This is a genomic window from Leclercia sp. GLN_9, from assembly GCF_043105735.1.
GTDB lineage: Bacteria > Pseudomonadota > Gammaproteobacteria > Enterobacterales > Enterobacteriaceae > Enterobacter > Enterobacter adecarboxylatus.
The window spans coordinates 379,730-399,598 of record NZ_JBICLV010000026.1; the positions used below are offsets into that span (position 1 = coordinate 379,730).

General features: G+C 55.0%; 20 protein-coding genes. 12 read left to right on the top strand and 8 right to left on the bottom strand.

Annotated elements, in window-relative coordinates; translation table 11 throughout:
* Nucleotides 1-2: 2 nt before the first annotated feature.
* The 8 genes from lpxA (at nt 3) to tilS (ending at nt 11,064) form a co-directional block, all read left to right on the top strand.
* Nucleotides 3-791 (top strand): acyl-ACP--UDP-N-acetylglucosamine O-acyltransferase, encoded by a 789-nt coding sequence (lpxA, locus tag ACF8PE_RS18520; protein WP_032616625.1) that lies wholly within the window; start codon nt 3-5, stop codon nt 789-791.
* Nucleotides 791-1,939, top strand: coding sequence for a lipid-A-disaccharide synthase (gene lpxB / locus ACF8PE_RS18525; protein ID WP_392495156.1), 1,149 nt, complete (start codon nt 791-793; stop codon nt 1,937-1,939). Before lpxA ends, lpxB begins: the two co-directional genes overlap by 1 nt.
* Nucleotides 1,936-2,532 (top strand): ribonuclease HII, encoded by a 597-nt coding sequence (gene rnhB / locus ACF8PE_RS18530; protein WP_032616627.1) that lies wholly within the window; start codon nt 1,936-1,938, stop codon nt 2,530-2,532. Before lpxB ends, rnhB begins: the two co-directional genes overlap by 4 nt.
* A gap of 34 nt (nt 2,533-2,566) precedes the next feature.
* Nucleotides 2,567-6,049 (top strand): DNA polymerase III subunit alpha, encoded by a 3,483-nt coding sequence (gene dnaE, locus ACF8PE_RS18535; RefSeq protein WP_392495157.1) that lies wholly within the window; start codon nt 2,567-2,569, stop codon nt 6,047-6,049.
* 12 nt (nt 6,050-6,061) lie between these two features.
* Complete coding sequence (gene accA, locus ACF8PE_RS18540) at nt 6,062-7,021, top strand: acetyl-CoA carboxylase carboxyl transferase subunit alpha (RefSeq protein WP_032616629.1); 960 nt, start codon at nt 6,062-6,064, stop codon at nt 7,019-7,021.
* A 100-nt stretch (nt 7,022-7,121) separates the two neighbouring features.
* Nucleotides 7,122-9,260: a lysine decarboxylase LdcC gene (locus ACF8PE_RS18545; RefSeq protein ID WP_155166343.1), complete on the top strand. Its 2,139-nt coding sequence runs from the start codon at nt 7,122-7,124 to the stop codon at nt 9,258-9,260.
* A 59-nt stretch (nt 9,261-9,319) separates the two neighbouring features.
* Nucleotides 9,320-9,709: a VOC family protein gene (locus ACF8PE_RS18550; protein ID WP_059308695.1), complete on the top strand. Its 390-nt coding sequence runs from the start codon at nt 9,320-9,322 to the stop codon at nt 9,707-9,709.
* Nucleotides 9,710-9,771: 62 nt separating this feature from the next.
* Entirely contained in the window at nt 9,772-11,064 is a 1,293-nt protein-coding gene (tilS, locus tag ACF8PE_RS18555) for a tRNA lysidine(34) synthetase TilS (RefSeq protein WP_392495158.1), read from the top strand.
* A gap of 28 nt (nt 11,065-11,092) precedes the next feature.
* On the opposite strand, the gene rof is transcribed toward tilS, so the two are convergent.
* Both rof and ACF8PE_RS18565 read right to left on the bottom strand, forming a co-directional pair.
* On the bottom strand, nt 11,093-11,353 hold the full coding sequence (gene rof / locus ACF8PE_RS18560; protein WP_032616633.1) for a Rho-binding antiterminator: 261 nt from the start codon (nt 11,351-11,353) through the stop codon (nt 11,093-11,095).
* Nucleotides 11,340-11,540: a YaeP family protein gene (locus tag ACF8PE_RS18565; RefSeq protein WP_032616635.1), complete on the bottom strand. Its 201-nt coding sequence runs from the start codon at nt 11,538-11,540 to the stop codon at nt 11,340-11,342. Before ACF8PE_RS18565 ends, rof begins: the two co-directional genes overlap by 14 nt.
* A gap of 198 nt (nt 11,541-11,738) precedes the next feature.
* Here ACF8PE_RS18565 and ACF8PE_RS18570 point away from each other — a divergent pair, with 198 nt between their 5' ends.
* From ACF8PE_RS18570 to nlpE, 3 genes are read left to right on the top strand one after another with little or no spacing between them, the layout of a single operon-like run.
* Nucleotides 11,739-12,284, top strand: coding sequence for a YaeQ family protein (locus tag ACF8PE_RS18570; RefSeq protein WP_032616636.1), 546 nt, complete (start codon nt 11,739-11,741; stop codon nt 12,282-12,284).
* A complete protein-coding gene (arfB, locus tag ACF8PE_RS18575; RefSeq protein ID WP_077227187.1) occupies nt 12,281-12,703 on the top strand; it encodes an alternative ribosome rescue aminoacyl-tRNA hydrolase ArfB in 423 nt (140 codons plus the stop codon). Before ACF8PE_RS18570 ends, arfB begins: the two co-directional genes overlap by 4 nt.
* 34 nt (nt 12,704-12,737) lie before the next feature.
* Nucleotides 12,738-13,436, top strand: coding sequence for an envelope stress response activation lipoprotein NlpE (gene nlpE, locus ACF8PE_RS18580; protein ID WP_032616640.1), 699 nt, complete (start codon nt 12,738-12,740; stop codon nt 13,434-13,436).
* 40 nt (nt 13,437-13,476) lie between these two features.
* Here nlpE and proS read toward each other — a convergent pair whose 3' ends face one another.
* The 6 genes from proS to metN all read right to left on the bottom strand — a co-directional run bounded on the left by proS (nt 13,477) and on the right by metN (nt 19,056).
* Nucleotides 13,477-15,195, bottom strand: a complete 1,719-nt coding sequence (gene proS, locus ACF8PE_RS18585) for a proline--tRNA ligase (RefSeq protein WP_392495159.1) — start codon at nt 15,193-15,195, stop codon at nt 13,477-13,479.
* A 112-nt stretch (nt 15,196-15,307) separates the two neighbouring features.
* Nucleotides 15,308-16,015 carry a tRNA (N6-threonylcarbamoyladenosine(37)-N6)-methyltransferase TrmO gene (tsaA, locus tag ACF8PE_RS18590; RefSeq protein ID WP_059308691.1) on the bottom strand — a complete coding sequence of 236 codons (708 nt, stop codon included), beginning with the start codon at nt 16,013-16,015 and terminating at the stop codon, nt 15,308-15,310.
* The gene (gene rcsF / locus ACF8PE_RS18595; protein WP_032616643.1) at nt 16,012-16,416 is read right to left on the bottom strand and encodes an Rcs stress response system protein RcsF; all 405 of its coding nucleotides are present in this window, start codon (nt 16,414-16,416) and stop codon (nt 16,012-16,014) included. The genes tsaA and rcsF overlap by 4 nt, the downstream gene beginning before the upstream one ends.
* A gap of 107 nt (nt 16,417-16,523) precedes the next feature.
* The gene (metQ, locus tag ACF8PE_RS18600) at nt 16,524-17,339 is read right to left on the bottom strand and encodes a methionine ABC transporter substrate-binding lipoprotein MetQ (RefSeq protein ID WP_032616644.1); all 816 of its coding nucleotides are present in this window, start codon (nt 17,337-17,339) and stop codon (nt 16,524-16,526) included.
* Between the two features lie 39 nt (nt 17,340-17,378).
* Nucleotides 17,379-18,032, bottom strand: coding sequence for a methionine ABC transporter permease MetI (locus tag ACF8PE_RS18605; RefSeq protein WP_032616645.1), 654 nt, complete (start codon nt 18,030-18,032; stop codon nt 17,379-17,381).
* Nucleotides 18,025-19,056 carry a methionine ABC transporter ATP-binding protein MetN gene (metN, locus tag ACF8PE_RS18610; protein WP_059308690.1) on the bottom strand — a complete coding sequence of 344 codons (1,032 nt, stop codon included), beginning with the start codon at nt 19,054-19,056 and terminating at the stop codon, nt 18,025-18,027. The genes ACF8PE_RS18605 and metN overlap by 8 nt, the downstream gene beginning before the upstream one ends.
* Before the next feature lie 187 nt (nt 19,057-19,243).
* Between metN and gmhB the strand changes: the two genes are divergently transcribed.
* A complete protein-coding gene (gene gmhB, locus ACF8PE_RS18615) occupies nt 19,244-19,810 on the top strand; it encodes a D-glycero-beta-D-manno-heptose 1,7-bisphosphate 7-phosphatase (protein WP_032616648.1) in 567 nt (188 codons plus the stop codon).
* Nucleotides 19,811-19,869 lie beyond the last annotated feature (59 nt).

Consider the following 19,869-nt stretch of genomic DNA (forward strand, 5'->3'; position numbering starts at 1 on the left):
ACGTGATTGATAAAACCGCCTTTATTCATCCAACCGCCATTGTGGAAGAAGGCGCCGTTATCGGTGCTAACGTTCACATTGGTCCATTTTGTATTGTTGGACCCCATGTTGAAATTGGTGAGGGTACCGTACTGAAATCTCACGTTGTGGTGAATGGTCATACGACCATTGGCCGCGATAACGTGATCTATCAGTTCGCCTCCATCGGTGAAGTTAACCAGGATCTGAAATATGCTGGCGAACCGACCCGTGTGGAAATTGGCGATCGTAACCGCATTCGCGAAAGCGTAACCATTCATCGTGGCACAGTACAGGGTGGTGAATTGACGAAGGTGGGCAGCGATAACCTGTTTATGGTCAACGCGCACATCGCGCATGACTGTACCGTTGGTAACCGCTGTATTCTCGCCAACAACGCAACGCTGGCGGGACACGTATCAGTTGACGATCATGCCATCATTGGCGGCATGACCGCTGTCCATCAGTTCTGCATCATTGGTGCGCACGTGATGGTAGGCGGCTGCTCCGGCGTGGCGCAGGACGTCCCGCCGTATGTGATTGCGCAGGGTAACCATGCGACGCCGTTTGGTGTCAACATCGAAGGCCTCAAGCGCCGCGGCTTCAGCCGTGAAGCGATTATGGCTATCCGTAACGCCTACAAACAGCTGTACCGTAACGGTAAAACGCTGGAAGAGGCGAAGCCGGAAATCGCTGAACTGGCGAAACAGCACCCTGAGGTGAACGCGTTCGTGGAATTCTTCGCACGCTCAACCCGTGGTCTGATTCGTTAATGGTTGATAGTCGCCCGCTGACGATCGCCCTTGTCGCCGGAGAAACCTCCGGCGATATTCTTGGTGCTGGTCTTATTCGAGCGCTCAAGGCGCGCGTTCCCAATGCGCGCTTTGTCGGCGTTGCCGGTCCATTGATGCAGGCTGAAGGATGTGAAGCCTGGTACGAGATGGAAGAGCTGGCGGTGATGGGCATCGTTGAGGTGCTGGGGCGCTTGCGCCGTTTGCTGCACATCCGCGCCGATTTAACACGCCGTTTTACCGAACTTCAGCCCGATGTTTTCGTCGGCATTGATGCGCCTGATTTCAATATTACCCTCGAAGGGAATCTGAAAAAGCAGGGGATCAAAACCATTCATTACGTCAGTCCGTCCGTCTGGGCGTGGCGACAGAAACGCGTTTTCAAAATAGGCAGATCGACGAATCTGGTGTTGGCCTTCCTGCCTTTCGAAAAAGCGTTTTACGATAAATTCAACGTGCCTTGCCGCTTTATCGGTCACACGATGGCGGATGCCATGCCGCTGGATCCCGATAAAAATGCGGCGCGCGACGTGCTTGGTATTCCGCATGACGTGCACTGTCTGGCCCTGCTGCCGGGTAGTCGTGGGGCAGAAGTGGAAATGCTCAGCGCAGATTTCCTTAAAACGGCGCAGATCCTGCGTCAGACCTACCCCGATCTCGAAGTGGTCGTGCCGCTGGTAAACGCCAAACGCCGGGAGCAGTTCGAGCGCATTAAGGCCGAGGTCGCCCCGGATCTGCATGTTCATCTGTTAGATGGCAAGGGTCGTGAGGCGATGGTGGCCAGCGATGCCGCGCTGCTGGCATCCGGCACTGCCGCGCTGGAGTGTATGCTGGCGAAATGCCCGATGGTCGTAGGCTATCGTATGAAGCCGTTCACCTTTTGGTTGGCGAAACGTCTCGTGAAAACCGATTACGTCTCCCTGCCAAACCTGCTTGCCCGACGCGAGCTGGTGAAAGAGTTGCTGCAGGATGAGTGCCAGCCACAGGCGTTAGCCGCTGCGCTATTACCGCTGCTAGCCAACGGCAAAACCAGCCATGAAATGCATAATACCTTCCGGGAGCTGCATCAGCAGATCCGCTGTAATGCCGATGAGCAGGCGGCTGACGCGGTGCTGGAGTTAGCACAATGATGGAATTTGTTTACCCTCACACCCATCTGGTGGCGGGTGTAGATGAAGTGGGTCGTGGGCCGCTGGTGGGGGCCGTTGTCACTGCCGCGGTGATCCTCGATCCTGCTCGTCCGATTATCGGTCTGAATGACTCGAAGAAATTATCCGAAAAGCGCCGTCTGGCGTTATACGATGAAATTAAAGAAAAAGCGCTGGCCTGGAGTCTGGGGCGTGCGGAGCCGCATGAGATCGACGAACTGAACATCCTGCATGCCACAATGTTGGCGATGCAGCGTGCGGTAGCCGGGCTGAGCGTGGTGCCCGAATTTGTGCTGATCGACGGGAATCGTTGTCCGGCGCTACCCATGCCGTCACTGGCGGTCGTTAAAGGCGACAGCCGGGTAGCCGAAATCAGCGCCGCCTCGATTATTGCCAAAGTCACCCGCGATGCCGAAATGGCTGCGCTGGATCTCACTTTTCCCCAGTATGGCTTTGCCCAGCATAAGGGGTATCCTACCGCTTTCCATCTGGAAAGACTGGCTGAACACGGCGCAACTGAACATCATCGCCGCAGTTTTGGGCCGGTGAAACGCGCACTGGGACTGATGTCCTGAATCAAGACGCCAATAAGTAACGCGGAATCTGAAGATGGCTGAACCACGTTTCGTACACCTGCGGGTGCACAGCGACTATTCCATGATTGATGGGCTGGCGAAGACCGGGCCGCTGGTGAAAAAGGCGGCCGCGCTTGGCATGCCTGCGCTGGCGATCACCGACTTCACCAACCTGTGCGGTCTGGTGAAGTTCTACGGAACGGCGCACGGTGCCGGTATGAAGCCGGTGATTGGTGCCGATTTTCACGTTCAAAGCGAGCTGCTCGCCGATGAAATGACGCAGATCACCGTGCTGGCGCTGAATAACACGGGTTATCAGAACCTGACGCTTTTGATCTCCCGCGCCTATCAGCGTGGCTACGGCGCGCAGGGTCCATGGATCGATCGGGAGTGGCTGGCGGAGCTGAATGAAGGGCTGCTGCTGATCTCCGGCGGGCGTATGGGCGATGTTGGCCGCTGCCTGTTGCGCGGCAATGGCGCGCTGGTGGAGCAGTGTGTCGATTTTTATAAAGAATATTTCCCGGATCGCTTCTACCTGGAGCTGATCCGCACCGGGCGTCCTGATGAAGAGAGTTATCTGCACGCCGCGGTGGCGCTGGCAGAAGAGCATGGATTGCCAGTGGTGGCATCCAACGATGTGCGCTTTATCAATGCCGACGACTTTGACGCCCATGAAATTCGCGTCGCCATCCACGATGGGTTTACCCTCGACGATCCGAAACGCCCGCGTAACTATTCGCCGCAGCAGTACATGCGCAGCGAAGAGGAGATGTGCGAGCTGTTTTCCGATATCCCGGAAGCGCTACAAAACAGCGTAGAGATTGCTAAACGCTGCAACGTCACCGTTCGCCTGGGCGAGTATTTCCTGCCGCAGTTCCCGACCGGCGACATGACCACCGAAGACTTCCTGGTCCTGAAATCGAAAGAAGGTCTGGAAGAGCGTCTGGAGTTTCTCTTCCCGGATCCGGCCGTTCGCGCCGAAAAGCGCCCGGAATATGACGAACGTCTGGATATTGAACTTCAGGTTATCAACCAGATGGGGTTCCCCGGCTACTTCCTGATCGTAATGGAGTTTATCCAGTGGTCGAAGGATAACGGCGTACCGGTAGGGCCGGGCCGTGGTTCGGGTGCCGGATCGCTGGTGGCCTATGCGCTGAAAATCACCGACCTCGATCCGCTTGAGTTTGACCTGCTGTTCGAACGTTTCCTCAACCCGGAACGTGTCTCGATGCCCGACTTCGACGTCGACTTCTGCATGGAGAAACGCGACCAGGTTATCGACCACGTGGCCGACATGTACGGCCGCGATGCGGTATCACAGATTATTACCTTCGGTACCATGGCCGCAAAAGCGGTTATCCGCGACGTGGGCCGCGTACTGGGGCATCCGTACGGCTTTGTTGACCGTATCTCGAAGCTGGTACCGCCCGATCCGGGCATGACCCTGGCGAAAGCCTTCGAAGCAGAGCCGCAACTGCCAGAAATCTACGAGGCCGACGAAGAGGTCAAAGCGCTGATCGATATGGCGCGTAAGCTGGAGGGCGTCACCCGTAACGCCGGTAAACACGCCGGTGGGGTGGTTATTGCTCCGACCAAAATTACCGATTTTGCGCCACTCTACTGCGATGAAACCGGTTCGCACCCGGTCACCCAGTTTGATAAGAACGACGTAGAATACGCTGGCCTGGTGAAGTTTGACTTCCTCGGCTTGCGTACGCTCACCATCATCGACTGGGCGCTGAAGATGATCAACCCGCGCCGGGCCAAACAGGGCCTGGAGCCGATCGATATCGCCGCGATCCCGCTGGATGATAAGAAAAGCTTCGACATGCTGCAGCGTTCGGAAACCACAGCGGTGTTCCAGCTTGAATCCCGCGGCATGAAAGATCTGATCAAACGCCTGCAGCCTGACTGCTTCGAAGACATGATCGCCCTGGTGGCACTTTTCCGTCCGGGGCCGCTCCAGTCGGGGATGGTAGATAACTTTATCGACCGTAAGCACGGTCGCGAAGAGCTTTCCTATCCTGATGTGCAGTGGCAGCACGAAAGCCTGAAGCCAGTGCTGGAGCCTACCTACGGCATTATCCTGTATCAGGAACAGGTCATGCAGATTGCCCAGGTTCTCTCTGGCTATACCCTCGGCGGCGCGGACATGCTGCGTCGTGCAATGGGTAAGAAAAAGCCTGAAGAGATGGCCAAGCAGCGTTCTGTCTTTGAGGATGGGGCGAAAAAGAACGGCATCGAAGGCGAACTGGCGATGAAAATCTTCGATCTGGTAGAGAAATTTGCCGGATACGGGTTTAACAAATCGCACTCCGCTGCCTACGCGCTGGTCTCCTATCAGACCCTGTGGCTCAAAGCGCACTACCCGGCAGAGTTTATGGCCGCGGTAATGACCGCCGATATGGATAACACCGAGAAGGTAGTGGGCCTGGTGGATGAGTGCTGGCGAATGGGATTGAAGATCCTGCCGCCGGATATCAACTCCGGTCAGTACCATTTCCACGTTAACGATGACGGAGAGATTGTTTACGGTATCGGCGCGATTAAAGGCGTGGGTGAAGGCCCGATCGAAGCGATCATCGAGGCCCGTAATCAGGGCGGTTATTTCCGCGAGCTGTTCGACCTGTGCGCCCGTACCGATATTAAAAAGCTTAATCGCCGGGTGCTGGAAAAGCTGATCATGTCCGGGGCGTTTGACCGTCTCGGGCCGCATCGTGCCGCGCTGATGAACTCGCTGGCCGATGCTCTGAAGGCCGCGGATCAGCACTCAAAAGCGGAAGCTATTGGTCAGGCGGATATGTTTGGCGTGCTGGCAGAAGAGCCAGAGCAGATTGAACAATCCTATGCCAGCTGTCAGCCGTGGCCGGAACAGACGGTTCTGGATGGTGAGCGTGAAACGCTGGGCCTGTACCTGACCGGGCACCCGATCAACCAGTATCTTAAAGAAATTGAGCGCTATGTCGGAGGCTATCGGCTGAAAGACATGCATCCGACAGAACGTGGTAAGATTACCACGGCTGCGGGGCTCGTCATTGCCGCGAGGGTTATGGTCACCAAGCGCGGCAATCGTATTGGCATCTGTACGCTGGATGACCGTTCCGGGCGTCTGGAGGTGATGTTATTCACCGACGCACTGGATAAATATCAGCAGTTGCTGGAAAAAGACCGCATACTTATCGTCAGCGGACAGGTCAGCTTTGATGACTTCAGCGGGGGGCTTAAAATGACCGCCCGCGAAGTGATGGACATTGACGAAGCCCGGGAAAAATATGCTCGCGGGCTTGCTATCTCGCTGACGGACAGGCAAATTGATGACCAGCTTTTAAACCGACTCCGTCAGTCTCTGGAACCCCACCGCTCGGGGACCATTCCAGTACATCTCTACTATCAGAGGGCGGATGCGCGTGCACGGTTGCGCTTTGGTGCGTCGTGGCGTGTCTCTCCGAGCGATCGTTTACTCAACGATCTGCGTGGCCTCATTGGTTCGGAGCAGGTGGAACTGGAGTTTGACTAATACAGGAATACTATGAGTCTGAATTTCCTTGATTTCGAACAGCCGATTGCAGAGCTGGAAGCGAAAATCGATTCTCTGACCGCCGTTGGCCGTCAGGATGAAAAACTGGATATTAACATCGACGAAGAAGTGCATCGTCTGCGTGAAAAGAGCGTAGAACTGACGCGCAAAATCTTTGCCGATCTCGGCGCATGGCAGGTAGCCCAGATGGCGCGCCATCCACAGCGTCCGTACACCCTGGATTATGTCCGCCTGGCGTTCGATGAATTCGACGAGCTGGCAGGCGATCGCGCTTATGCCGACGATAAAGCTATCGTTGGTGGTATCGCACGCCTCGACGGTCGTCCGGTGATGATTATTGGCCACCAGAAAGGGCGCGAAACGAAAGAAAAAATTCGCCGCAACTTCGGGATGCCAGCGCCGGAGGGTTACCGTAAAGCCCTGCGTCTGATGGAGATGGCCGAGCGTTTCAACATGCCGATCATCACCTTTATCGACACCCCGGGTGCATACCCTGGCGTCGGTGCAGAAGAGCGCGGCCAGTCTGAAGCGATTGCCCGCAACCTGCGCGAAATGTCACGCCTGACCGTGCCAGTCATCTGTACCGTTATCGGTGAAGGTGGCTCCGGTGGCGCGCTGGCTATTGGCGTGGGCGATAAAGTGAATATGCTGCAGTACAGTACCTATTCCGTTATCTCCCCGGAAGGCTGCGCATCCATTCTGTGGAAAAGCGCCGACAAAGCGCCGCTGGCTGCTGAAGCGATGGGCATTATCGCCCCGCGTCTGAAAGAGCTGAAGCTGATCGATACCGTTATCCCGGAACCTCTGGGTGGCGCGCACCGTAAGCCGGAAGTGATGGCGGCCTCTCTGAAGGCACAGCTGCTGGCCGATCTCGCAGACCTCGACGTGCTGAGCAAAGAAGATTTGCTTAACCGTCGTTACCAGCGTCTGATGAGCTACGGTTACGCGTAAGCCAGGCCATACTCTGAAAAGCCGCACATCGTTGCGGCTTTTTTTATGCCTGCGGTTTACCTCAACTATGCTTAGTGAATGTTTTTTAAGGAGGTAAACCGTGAACATCATTGCCATTATGGGGCCGCACGGCGTCTTTTATAAAGACGAACCCATCAAGGAGCTGGAGCAGGCGTTAACATCCCGCGGGTTTCAACTTATCTGGCCACAAAACAGCGCCGATCTACTGAAATTTATCGAACATAATCCGCGTATTTGCGGCGTTATCTTCGACTGGGATGAGTACGACCTCGAGCTGTGTAGCGATATCAATCAACTTAATGAATATCTTCCGTTGTATGCCTTTATTAATACGCATTCATCGATGGATATCAGCGCGCAAGAAATGCGTATGGCGCTGTGGTTTTTTGAGTATTCCCTTGGGGTGGCAGACGATATCGCCGCCCGTATCCAGCAATATACCGGTGAGTACCTTGATACCATCACCCCGCCGTTTACCCGTGCACTCTTCACCTATGTGAAAGAGGGGAAATACACTTTCTGCACCCCGGGCCATATGGCGGGAACGGCGTACCAGAAAAGCCCGGTGGGCTGTCTGTTTTATGATTTCTTTGGCGGGAACACGCTAAAGGCAGATGTGTCGATCTCGGTGACGGAGCTGGGATCGCTGCTGGATCATACCGGTCCACATCTTGAAGCCGAAGAGTATATCGCCCGCACCTTCGGTGCCGAGCAGAGCTATATGGTGACTAACGGCACTTCCACCTCGAACAAAATTGTCGGCATGTACGCCGCGCCGGATGGCAGCACCTTACTGATTGACCGCAACTGCCACAAATCGCTGGCGCATCTGCTGATGATGAGCGACGTGGTGCCGATCTGGCTATCGCCCACCCGTAACGCGCTGGGTATTCTGGGCGGGATCCCGCGCCGGGAATTCTCCCATGCGGCAATTGAGAGTAAAGTGGCGACCGTTCCGGGTGCAAGCTGGCCGGTTCATGCGGTGATCACCAACTCCACTTACGACGGCCTGCTGTACAACACCAACTGGGTGAAACAGACCCTGGATGTGCCCTCGATCCATTTTGACTCTGCATGGGTGCCCTATACCAATTTCCACCCGATTTATGCCGGTAAAAGCGGGATGAGCGGCGAGCGGGTACCGGGAAAAGTGTTCTTCGAAACCCAGTCCACGCATAAGATGCTGGCGGCGTTTTCCCAGGCCTCGCTGATCCACATTAAAGGTGAATACGACGAAGAGACCTTCAACGAAGCCTTCATGATGCATACCACCACCTCGCCGAGTTACCCGCTGGTGGCCTCGATTGAAACCGCGGCGGCAATGCTGCGCGGCAATCCCGGTAAGCGTCTGATCAACCGCTCCGTTGAACGCGCCCTGCATTTTCGCAAAGAGGTCCAGCGCCTTAAAGATGAAGCCGACGGCTGGTTCTTTGATATCTGGCAGCCGGACGATATCGACGAAGCCGAATGCTGGCCGGTTGCACCTGGGGAGAGCTGGCATGGCTTTCGCGATGCCGATGCGGATCATATGTTCCTCGATCCGGTTAAAGTCACCATTCTCACACCGGGTATGGATGAGCAGGGCGTGATGAGCGAGGAGGGGATCCCGGCTGCGCTGGTGGCGAAGTTCCTTGATGAGCGCGGTGTCGTGGTGGAGAAAACCGGGCCATATAACCTGCTGTTCCTGTTCAGCATTGGTATCGATAAAACCCGGGCGATGGGATTGCTGCGCGGGTTGATGGAGTTTAAACGCGCCTACGATCTGAATCTGCGGGTCAAAAATATGCTGCCGGATCTCTACGCCGAGGATCCTGACTTTTACCGCAACATGCGCATTCAGGATCTGGCCCAGGGGATCCATAAGCTTATCCGCCAGCACGATCTGCCGCGGCTGATGCTGCAGGCATTTGACGTTCTGCCGGAAATGAAGCTCACTCCCCATCATGCCTGGCAGCGTCAGGTGAAAGGGGAGGTGGAAACGGTCGATCTGGAGGATCTGGTCGGACGGATCTCGGCCAATATGATCCTGCCCTATCCGCCGGGCGTGCCGTTGTTGATGCCGGGAGAGATGATCACCGAGCAAAGCAGGGCGGTGCTGGATTTCCTGCTTATGCTCTGTTCGATTGGTCGTCATTATCCAGGTTTCGAAACCGATATCCATGGTGCCAAACGGGATGAAGATGGCAACTATCGGGTACGTGTCCTAAAAGCGCAGTGACCCCTTGCACGGCACGGGGGTTCGGATATAACGTTCAGGCACATTAAAAAGGAGAAACTATGCTGGGCTTAAAGCAGGTTCACCATATTGCCATTATTGCTACCGACTACGCCGCGAGTAAGGCGTTTTACTGCGATACGCTGGGATTTACCCTGCAAAGTGAGTTTTATCGCGAGGAGCGCGACTCCTGGAAGGGAGACCTGGCGCTGAACGGCCAGTACGTCATTGAGCTGTTTTCGTTCCCATTCCCGCCAGCGCGCCCGTCCCGGCCGGAAGCCTGCGGTTTACGTCATCTCGCCTTTAGCGTGGATGACATCGACCAGGCCGTGCAGCATCTCGACGCGCATGGCGTAAAGTGTGAAGCCATCCGCATCGACCCCTTCACTGGCAAACGCTTCACCTTCTTCACCGATCCTGATGGCCTGCCGCTGGAGCTGTACCAGCAGTAACGCTTGCCTCCCTGGGAATTGCCCGGTAACGTGCCGGGCATCTTCCTGCACAGATGATGACGATGACCACAGCCGATCTTCAGCACGCCCTCCACCCATACCGCCGACTGCTGGTGGGATTTAGCGGTGGCCTGGATTCCACGGTTTTGCTGCATCAGTTGATGCGCTGGCGTGAACAGGCACCCGACCTCGAACTGCGCGCTATCCACATTCACCACGGTCTCAGCCCACACGCTGACAGTTGGGTGGCGCATTGCCAACGCCTCTGTCATGAATGGGATATTCCCCTGATCGTGGCGCGGGTGACGCTGGCGGAAGAGGGGCTGGGACTGGAAGCGCAGGCACGCAAGGCGCGATATGCCGCTTTTCACGAGGCGCTGTTACCCGGGGAAGCGCTGGTCACGGCGCAACACCTGGACGATCAGTGTGAAACCTTTTTGCTGGCGCTCAAGCGCGGTAGCGGCCCGGCAGGACTGTCGGCCATGCCTGTGCGGGCGCGTTTTGCCGATACCGAACAGATCCGTCCCCTGCTCGGCAAGACGCGAGAATCGCTGCTTGCCGAGGCGCAGCATTGGGGTCTTCGCTGGATTGAGGATGAAAGTAACCAGGACGACAGCTATGACCGCAATTTCCTGCGTCTGCGTGTAGTGCCCCTGTTGACACAACGCTGGCCCCATTTCGCACAAGCCACCTCCCGTAGCGCCACGCTGTGCGCGGAACAGGAGCAGCTCCTTGATGAGCTGCTGGCTGATGAGCTGTCGTCCCTGGTTTCTGACGGCGGGGCGCTGGCGATCGCGCCGCTGGAGGCGATGAGCGCGGTACGTCGGGCTGCACTCCTGCGAAGATGGCTGGCGGCACACGGGGCGTTAATGCCGTCGCGCGCTATGCTTACCCGGCTCTGGGATGAAGTGGCGCTTGCCAGGGAAGATGCGGCACCGCGGCTGCGTTCAGGTGAGGGAGAAATCAGGCGCTTTAAGGGGCAACTGTGGTGGGTAAAAAGCCACGCATCGCTTGCCGATCGGGTTATCGACTGGCCCTGTCTGGATCGGCCTCTGTTGCTACCGGAAGGGCTGGGCACTCTGCATCTCAACGCAGGCGGTAACTTGCGCCTGCCGCAGCCTGATGAGCCGGTGACGGTGCGCTTCCGGGCCAGCGGAACGTTGCATATTGTCGGGCGAAACGGGGGTCGTAAGATCAAAAAAATCTGGCAGGAGCTTAATGTTGCGCCCTGGCGTCGGGATGCCACACCGCTGCTGTTTTACGGCGAAACCCTGGTGGCGGCTGCGGGCGTGTTTGTGACGCGGGAAGGCGTGGCGAATACGGATAAGGGTGTACAACTGGAGTGGAATACGTAACGGACAGCAGGCTGCCCGTTACAAAGGATCAGGACTCGCTCACCACGACGGTGCCGATTTCGGGATGACTGAAGCTGGCGATTTTATCGAGACGGAGTTCACGCGTTGCGCCGCCGTCCTCGACCACCAGGTACTCCACATTTTTACGGGATACCAGATCGTTCGCCTTTGCCTTCAGGACTTCGCCATCTTTTAACGTCAGCGTCAGAACCAAATGATGCTGGCAGGCGAGTTCGAGGTTGTCATAGTCATCACAGTTGATGGGTTGATAAGTTTCATTCATTGACATAATCGCTCACCAGTAAATTCGCAGCAGCATAGGCTGCCTTTTCTCTGACCGATTCTGAAAGCGTGTCATCCGACGCTATTTCATTCAGAACTTTCAATACACAGCCCAACGCATCGGGGACATACCCCAGATCGCCGCTGGCAATTTCCGCATACCGTTTGCGAATTAGCTCACAATAATTATTCACATCCCCTCCTGCCAGCGCACTGACTTTACTGTGAGATACAATTAAGCCTACGAGCATTAACCCGGTTTAGCAAGGTGACTATACCATACTCATTTAAGCAATATCAGCAGGTTGATATAGCAGACATTCGCGAGCCTGTAACAGCCTTTTGGCAGAGATTTCGCTACAATGCGCACCTGATTCGAAAGGAGTTCTCTCATGGCGCTTAAAGCGACAATTTACAAAGCCGCGGTCAATGTGGCGGATTTAGACCGCAATCAGTTTCTGGATGCGACATTAACGCTGGCGCGTCATCCCTCTGAAACTCAGGAGCGCATGATGCTGCGTCTGCTGGCATGGATTAAGTATGCCAACGAGCGACTGCAGTTTACCCGCGGCTTAAGCGCGGAAGAGGAGCCAGAAGCCTGGCTGCGCAACGACCATATGGGTATCGATCTGTGGATTGAGCTTGGCCTGCCGGACGAGCGCCGTATTAAGAAAGCCTGTACCCAGTCTGCCGAAGTGGCGCTCTTCACCTATAACAGCCGCGCCGCGGAGATCTGGTGGCAGCAGAACAAGAACAAATGCTCGCAATTCAATAACCTGTCTGTCTGGTATCTGGATGATGAACAGTTGGCTAAGCTGAGTGCGTTTGCCGGGCGAACCATGATCCTACAGGCGACGATTCAGGATGGTGCCATCTGGTTATCGGATGCTGAGAATAATCTGGAAATTCATCTTGTAGCCTGGCAGTCCCGCTCATGATTGTTGTGTCCCGAACGGTCAGCCTCCCTGATAATGACGTTGAGATCACCGCGATCCGCGCTCAGGGAGCGGGGGGCCAGCATGTGAATAAAACCTCAACGGCTATTCATCTGCGCTTTGACATTCGGGCATCCAGCCTGCCAGAGTACTATAAAGAACGTCTGCTGGCCGCCAGCCACCATCTGATCACCAGTGAAGGGGTGATTATTATCAAAGCCCAGGAGTACCGCAGCCAGGAGATGAACCGGGAAGCGGCGCTGGCCCGGCTGGTGGCGGTGATTCAGGAACTCACGGCAGTGCAAAAAAGCCGTCGGGCGACCCGTCCGACCCGCGCCTCGAAAGAGCGCCGCCTGGCGTCTAAGTCACAGAAATCATCCGTCAAGGCGCTGCGTGGCAAAGTTCGCCGTCCTCAGGATTAACGGGCGACAGTTGAGATACGATAAGGAATAAAAAGTGAAATCAGCGATATTTTCCGTGGTGGCAGCAAGCGCGCTGTTCGTCCTGATGGGGTGTCATAACCGTGCTGAGATGGAAGTGCTGGAACCGACACAGGCAGAGGCGTTAAAACCCATGCAGCAGAGCTGGCGCGGTGTCTTGCCTTGCGCTGATTGCGAGGGTATCGAAACCTCGCTGTTTCTGGAAAAAGATGGCACCTGGGTAATGAACCAGCACTATCAGGGCGCCAAAGCCCCTTCCACCTTTGCCAGCTATGGTACATGGGCCAGAACTGCCGATAAGCTGGTGCTGACCGATACGGCGGGCGAAAAGCGTTATTTCCGTGCCAAAGGCGAAGGGCTGGAGATGCTCGACATGCAGGGCAACCCCATCGTGTCACAGTTTAACTACACGCTGGCACCCATAACCGCCGCGCTGCCGGCGACACCAATGGCGATGCGTGGCATGTATTTCTATATGGCTGATGCAGCGATCTTCACCGACTGTGCCACCGGCAAAAAGGTGAGTGTGGCAAATAACGCTCAGCTGGAGCGGGATTACGCAGCAGCGCGTGGGAATGATACTAAACCGGTGCTGCTCACGGTTGACGGTCACTTTACGCTGCAAGCTAACCCGGACAGCGGGGAAAAAATCAAAACGCTGGTGCCGGACCGCGACGCCAGGTTTGAAGCCGGTAAGAATTGCGACAGCAAATAACTGAAATAAAAAACCCCGCCGAAGCGGGGTTTTTTGTGGCTTATGCCTTGATGGCTTTCACCAGGTAATCAAGCACCTCATCGGTCTTGATCATCTGTTTCTCGCCGTTACGACGGTATTTGTACTCAATTTCGTCATTGTCGAGGTTACGATCACCGATAATCACAGTGTGTGGAATACCGATCAGTTCCATATCGGCAAACATCACGCCCGGACGCTCTTTACGATCGTCCATCAGCACTTCGATACCCTGCGCACGCAGCTCGCTATACAGCTTCTCGGCCAACTCCTGGACGCGATAAGACTTATGCATGTTCATCGGCAGGATTGCTACCTGGAACGGTGCAATGTTGTCCGGCCAGACGATACCGCGTTCGTCGTGGTTCTGCTCAATTGCAGCGGCAACCACGCGCGTTACCCCGATACCATAGCAACCCATGGTCAGGATCTGGTTACGGCCATCTTCGCCCTGTACGGATGCGTTCAGTGCCTGGGAATACTTGTTGCCCAGCTGGAAGATGTGGCCCACTTCGATACCGCGTTTGATCTGCAGCACGCCCTGGCCATCCGGGCTTGGATCGCCTGCGACCACATTACGAATGTCAGCCACTTCCGGGGTCGCTACGTCGCGATCCCAGTTGATGCCGAAGAAGTGTTTACCATCAACGTTGGCACCGGCAGAGAAATCGCTCATTGCCGCAACGGTACGGTCAATCACTACCGGGATCGGCATATTGACCGGGCCGAGAGAGCCTGGACCGGCATTCACCACCGCGCGGATTTCTGCTTCGGTCGCGAAGGTCAGTGGGCTGGCAACCTGTGGCAGTTTTTCTGCCTTAACTTCGTTCAGTTCGTGATCGCCACGCACCAGCAGGGCAACCAGCGGGTAGCTGCTGCCTTCAACCGCTTTCACCAGCAGCGTCTTAACGGTTTTTTCAACCGGCAGATTGAACTGCTCAACCAGCTCAGCAATGGTTTTGGCGTTCGGCGTATCAACCAGCGTCATCGCTTCAGTGGCTGCCGCGCGTGGCGTAGCGGGTGCCAGGGCTTCAGCAAACTCAATGTTAGCCGCGTAATCAGAGGTGTCAGAGAAGATCACATCATCTTCGCCGCTCTGCGCCAGCACCTGGAATTCATGGGATGCGCTACCGCCGATGGAACCGGTATCGGCCTGTACAGCACGGAAATCCAGACCCATACGGGTGAAGATTTTGCTGTACGCGTCGTACATCTTGTCATAGGTCTCTTGCAGTGATTCCTGTGAGGTATGGAAGGAGTACGCATCCTTCATCAGGAATTCACGGGAACGCATCACGCCAAAACGCGGGCGTACTTCGTCACGGAATTTGGTCTGGATCTGATAGAAATTCAGCGGCAGCTGTTTGTAAGAGCTGAGCTCGTTACGGATCAGGTCGGTGATCACTTCTTCATGCGTTGGACCCAGAACAAATGGGCGCTCGCCGCGGTCAACAAAGCGCAGTAATTCCGGGCCGTACTGCTCCCAACGACCGCTCTCCGCCCACAGGTCTGCGGGCTGAACCACGGGCATGGACACCTCAATGGCACCGGCGTTATCCATCTCTTCACGCACGATGTTCTCGACTTTTCTCAGGACGCGCAGGCCGGTCGGCAGCCAGGTATACAACCCGGAGGCCAGCTTGCGGATCATCCCGGCGCGCAGCATCAGCTGATGGCTGATAACTTCGGCGTCGGCAGGTGTCTCCTTCAGTGTGGAGAGCAGATATTGGCTAGTACGCATGTTGTTACGGTTCCATTTCGACGATTGGAACAGGCTGACAGGGCAGCCTGACACAAAAAAAGTGGTTTAGTTTACCAGTGTGGCAATGATGCCAAAAGAGAAGAGAATAAAATTACTGCGGCTCGAGGGCAAACACTTCAAAGCCCGCCGCCGTAACGCGCCAGCGAACATTGAAGTCCAGCAACAAGACGGCGTAACTTTTCCCGGCCTCTTCTTCCTTGCGATAGGCTGGGCGAGGATCTTGCGCCAGCACCTCGACGATAAAATCCCGTAGGCGAGGGTAACGCTTTTCCAGTTGGATTAACGTGTGAACCAGCTCGTCGGTAAAGTACACCGGCATATCCGCCTGAGGGGCCTGCTGGGCATAGCTGGCACGCGCATCCGGCAAGGCTTCGGCAAAGGGCAGATAGGGTTTGATATCCACTACCGGCGTGCCGTCGACCAGATCCAGACTGCCCAGTTCGAGGATCACCTGGTCTTTTTGACAGCGGATGCCTTTCAGTTCAACGAGCGACATACCGACGGGGTTTGGGCGGAAGGTCGAGCGCGTGGCAAATACCCCCATCCTGGCATTACCGCCGAGACGAGGCGGGCGCACGGTTGGCCGCCAGCCGCCAGCCATGGTCTGATGAAAGATAAACAGCACCCACAGGTGGCTAAAGGCTTCCAGTCCGCGCACGGCATCGGCCTGATTATACGGCGCGAGCAAGTGAAGTTCGCCGCCACCGCTTTTTACCAGCCCAGGCTGACGGGGTACGGCAAACTTCTCTTTATAAGGAGAGCGGATAACGCCTATCTGCTCGAACTGGAACACACTCATTTTGCCGAGACGTTAAGAGCAGTACCTACGCAAACAGCCTGGCGGTAGCAGCCTGGCGTGCCGCTGGTGACTTCGCAGCTGTGCAGCAGAACCGCATTGGCCTTCATTTTTGAGGCATTGATCTGCATGCGTTTACGTGCCGTTGGGATATTCGGCGGAGAGTCCTGATTGCTGGCCTGGCAAGATTCGCCGGAGACTTCACCCAGATCGCGGAACGGTTTACCGATTAACGCTTCAGCGCTGGTATAGATTTTGACTGGCGCAGGGCGTGGCGCTTTTGGTTTTTCAGGCTCCACTTTTGGCGGGGTTGCTGTGCTTTTAACAGGTTCAACAGGAGATCTGCTTAGCATAGAACAGCCGCTCAGCATCAGTGCTAAAAGACAGATCGGTAAAGCACGCATAATATTTCCTCTATGAATAATCAAATCGTCAGTTATTGAATCAGTTGCCTGCATAAATGACAAGACGGGCTTTCGCCCGTCATGAATGATATTACACAAAGGTCAGATTACCAGCCTTTAACTGCTCCGCCGTTAAAGACTTTGTTGGCTTCCTGGTAAACTTCATCAGACTGGTAAGCCTGTACGAATTTCTTCACGTTCTCCGCGTCTTTATTATCTTCACGGGTTACGATCAGGTTCACGTACGGGGAATCTTTGTCTTCAACGAAGATACCGTCTTTGGCTGGCGTCAGGTTGATCTGGCTGGCGTAAGTCGTGTTGATAACCGCCAGGGCAATCTGCGCATCGTCCAGAGAACGTGGCAGCTGTGGTGCTTCCAGCTCAACAATTTTCAGGTTCTTTGGATTGCCGGTAACGTCCAGAACGGTCGGCAGCAGGCCAACACCGTCTTTCAGCGTAATCAGGCCCACTTTCTGCAGCAGCAGCAGGGAACGACCGAGGTTAGTTGGATCGTTCGGTACCGCAACCTGAGAACCGTCCTGCAGCTCTTCTAACGATTTAATTTTCTTGGAGTAGCCCGCGATTGGATAAACGAAGGTATTCCCTGCCGCAACCAGCTTGTAGCCGCGATCTTTGATCTGCTGATCCAGGTACGGTTTGTGCTGGAAGGCATTAGCGTCGATATCGCCTTTGCTCAGCGCTTCGTTCGGCAGAACGTAATCGTTGAAAGTTACAAGCTCGACGTCGAGGCCATACTTCTCTTTCGCCACTTTGGCTGCCGTCTCTGCAACCTGCTGCTCTGCACCGACGATAACGCCCACTTTGATGTGATTTGGATCTTTTTCATCCTGGCCGCAGCCTACCAGTGCCAGAGAACCGATCAGCGCGCCTACCGCAGCAAAGGTCTTCAATTTAAACGCCATGTTCTTATCCTTAACTCGTCGAGTTTGTATTGTGTAACGTTATTTGTGCGTAACTGCCCGGACGATGCGATCGCCTGAGAATTGAATGAGATAAACCAGTACAACCAGCAGGACCAGCACGGTATTCATAACAGTGGCATTGTAGCCAATGTAGCCGTACTGATAACCGATCTGACCCAGACCGCCTGCACCGACAGCGCCGCCCATCGCAGAGTAACCCACCAGAGTAATCAGCGTGATGGTTGCCGCATTCACCAGACCCGGCAGGGCTTCTGGCAGTAAGATTTTGCGAACGATCTGCATCGGCGTTGCACCCATGGCGCGTGACGCTTCAATCAGACCTGACGGGATCTCTAACAATGCGTTCTCAACCATACGGGCGATAAAAGGTGCCGCGCCTACGGTCAGAGGAACGATAGCCGCCTGCAGGCCGATGGAAGTTCCAACAATAACGCGGGTGAAGGGAATCATCCACACCAACAGAATAATGAAGGGAATAGAACGGAAGATGTTCACCAGCGCAGAGAGCGTGCGATAGAGTTTTGCGTTCTCGATAATTTGACCCGGGCGGGTGACATACAGCAGTACGCCCACCGGCAGACCAATGACAAAGCCGAAAAAGCCGGATACGAAGGTCATCGCCAGCGTTTCCCATACGCCGCGTGCCAGCAACCACATCATTGCCTCAGACATAACCCAGTACCTCTACTTTTACATGATGCTCTTGCAGCCAGGCGATAGCGGCCTGGGTATCCTGTTGCGTGCCATGCATTTCGGTCAGCATGATGCCGAACTTCACGCCACCGGCGTAATCCATCTGCGCGCTAATAATATTGTTGTTCACGTTGAAACGACGGGCGGTTTCAGACAGCAGTGGGGCATCCACTGATTTGCCCGTAAATTCCATTCGCAGCATCGGCACGCTGTCGGTTGTTGGAGAGCTTTTTAAACGCGCCTGATAATCTTCCGGGATATCCAGATGTAATGTGGCCTGAATAAACTGCTGCGCCAGCGGGGTTTTTGGATGCGAGAACACCTCGCTCACGCTGTCTTGCTCAATCAGTTCACCCTGACTGATCACCGCCACGCAGTCGCAAATACGCTTAACCACGTCCATCTCATGCGTAATAAGGAGGATGGTCAGTCCCAGGCGTCGGTTAATGTCTTTTAATAGTTCCAGAATCGAGCGGGTAGTTGCAGGATCCAGGGCGCTGGTGGCTTCGTCACAGAGCAACACTTTTGGATTGCTTGCCAGCGCACGTGCAATGGCCACGCGCTGTTTTTGCCCGCCGGATAAGTTGGCAGGGTAGATATCATGCTTATCGCTCAGACCGACCAGATCCAGTAGCTCGGTAACGCGACGTTTGATTTCGTCTTTTGGCGTATTGTCCAGCTCCAGCGGCAAGGCGACGTTACCAAATACGGTGCGGGAGGAGAGCAGGTTAAAGTGCTGGAAGATCATGCCAATCTGGCGGCGAGCTTTGGTTAAATCCGTTTCGGAAAGGGTTGTCAGCTCCTGGCCATCAACCTGAACCTGACCTTTAGTCGGGCGTTCGAGCAGGTTAACGCAACGGATGAGCGTACTTTTACCTGCACCGGAGGCACCAATGACGCCATAAATCTGTCCAGCCGGAACATGCAGGCTAACGTTGTTCAACGCCTGAATGGTTCGGTTCCCTTGCTGGAACACTTTGGTGATATTCGAAAGTTTAATCATTAGATTATTTTTATCGTATGTAAGTTAGCCGTGGCATTTTCTGCTGCCTTATACGGGCGATGACCGTCAACAAAATGGATGTTAAGGCATCCAGACGTCTAAATCAATCCAACTCTGCGTGATGAGCACTTTATTGCGCGGTGATTCATGAGATACTAACCGGACATCCCTTTTCAGGAGCAAACCGGTGGCAAAATCAGTACCCGCAATTTTTCTCGATCGTGACGGCACTATTAATGTTGATCATGGCTACGTGCATGAGATAGACGAATTTGAATTCATCGATGGCGTTATTGATGCCATGCGTGAATTAAAAGAGATGGGTTTTGCGCTGGTGGTCGTCACCAACCAGTCAGGTATCGCGCGCGGTAAATTCACCGAAGCACAGTTTGAGACATTAACTGAATGGATGGACTGGTCATTGGCCGATCGTGGCGTCGACCTGGACGGTATCTATTATTGTCCTCATCACCCGCAAGGAACCGTGGACGAATATCGTCAGACCTGTGATTGCCGTAAACCGCATCCGGGCATGCTCATCTCGGCACAAGAGTTCCTTCATATAGATATGAGCGCTTCATATATGGTGGGCGACAAACTGGAAGATATGCAGGCAGCTGTCGCAGCAGGTGTCGGTCATAAAATTCTGGTGCGTACCGGCAAACCCGTTACGCCAGAAGCAGAAAATGCAGCGGATTGGGTGATTAATAGCCTTGCAGCACTGCCGGAAACCATCAAAAAGCAGCAAAAATAGGCGTTATGGCCAAAAGGTGAGCGGTTGAAATAAAATTGTCTTTTTCCGCTTGTCACCGC

What these genes read in the sequence shown, in the direction of transcription:
- rcsF (WP_032616643.1), bottom strand. Translation starts at nt 16,416, where the DNA reads ATGCGTGCTTTACCGATCTGTCTTTTAGCACTGATGCTGAGCGGCTGT.
- tilS (WP_392495158.1), top strand. Translation starts at nt 9,772, where the DNA reads ATGACCACAGCCGATCTTCAGCACGCCCTCCACCCATACCGCCGACTG.
- accA (WP_032616629.1), top strand. Translation starts at nt 6,062, where the DNA reads ATGAGTCTGAATTTCCTTGATTTCGAACAGCCGATTGCAGAGCTGGAA.
- ACF8PE_RS18570 (WP_032616636.1), top strand. Translation starts at nt 11,739, where the DNA reads ATGGCGCTTAAAGCGACAATTTACAAAGCCGCGGTCAATGTGGCGGAT.
- metQ (WP_032616644.1), bottom strand. Translation starts at nt 17,339, where the DNA reads ATGGCGTTTAAATTGAAGACCTTTGCTGCGGTAGGCGCGCTGATCGGT.
- rof (WP_032616633.1), bottom strand. Translation starts at nt 11,353, where the DNA reads ATGTCAATGAATGAAACTTATCAACCCATCAACTGTGATGACTATGAC.
- dnaE (WP_392495157.1), top strand. Translation starts at nt 2,567, where the DNA reads ATGGCTGAACCACGTTTCGTACACCTGCGGGTGCACAGCGACTATTCC.
- ACF8PE_RS18605 (WP_032616645.1), bottom strand. Translation starts at nt 18,032, where the DNA reads ATGTCTGAGGCAATGATGTGGTTGCTGGCACGCGGCGTATGGGAAACG.
- rnhB (WP_032616627.1), top strand. Translation starts at nt 1,936, where the DNA reads ATGATGGAATTTGTTTACCCTCACACCCATCTGGTGGCGGGTGTAGAT.
- proS (WP_392495159.1), bottom strand. Translation starts at nt 15,195, where the DNA reads ATGCGTACTAGCCAATATCTGCTCTCCACACTGAAGGAGACACCTGCC.
- tsaA (WP_059308691.1), bottom strand. Translation starts at nt 16,015, where the DNA reads ATGAGTGTGTTCCAGTTCGAGCAGATAGGCGTTATCCGCTCTCCTTAT.
- metN (WP_059308690.1), bottom strand. Translation starts at nt 19,056, where the DNA reads ATGATTAAACTTTCGAATATCACCAAAGTGTTCCAGCAAGGGAACCGA.
- lpxB (WP_392495156.1), top strand. Translation starts at nt 791, where the DNA reads ATGGTTGATAGTCGCCCGCTGACGATCGCCCTTGTCGCCGGAGAAACC.
- arfB (WP_077227187.1), top strand. Translation starts at nt 12,281, where the DNA reads ATGATTGTTGTGTCCCGAACGGTCAGCCTCCCTGATAATGACGTTGAG.
- ACF8PE_RS18550 (WP_059308695.1), top strand. Translation starts at nt 9,320, where the DNA reads ATGCTGGGCTTAAAGCAGGTTCACCATATTGCCATTATTGCTACCGAC.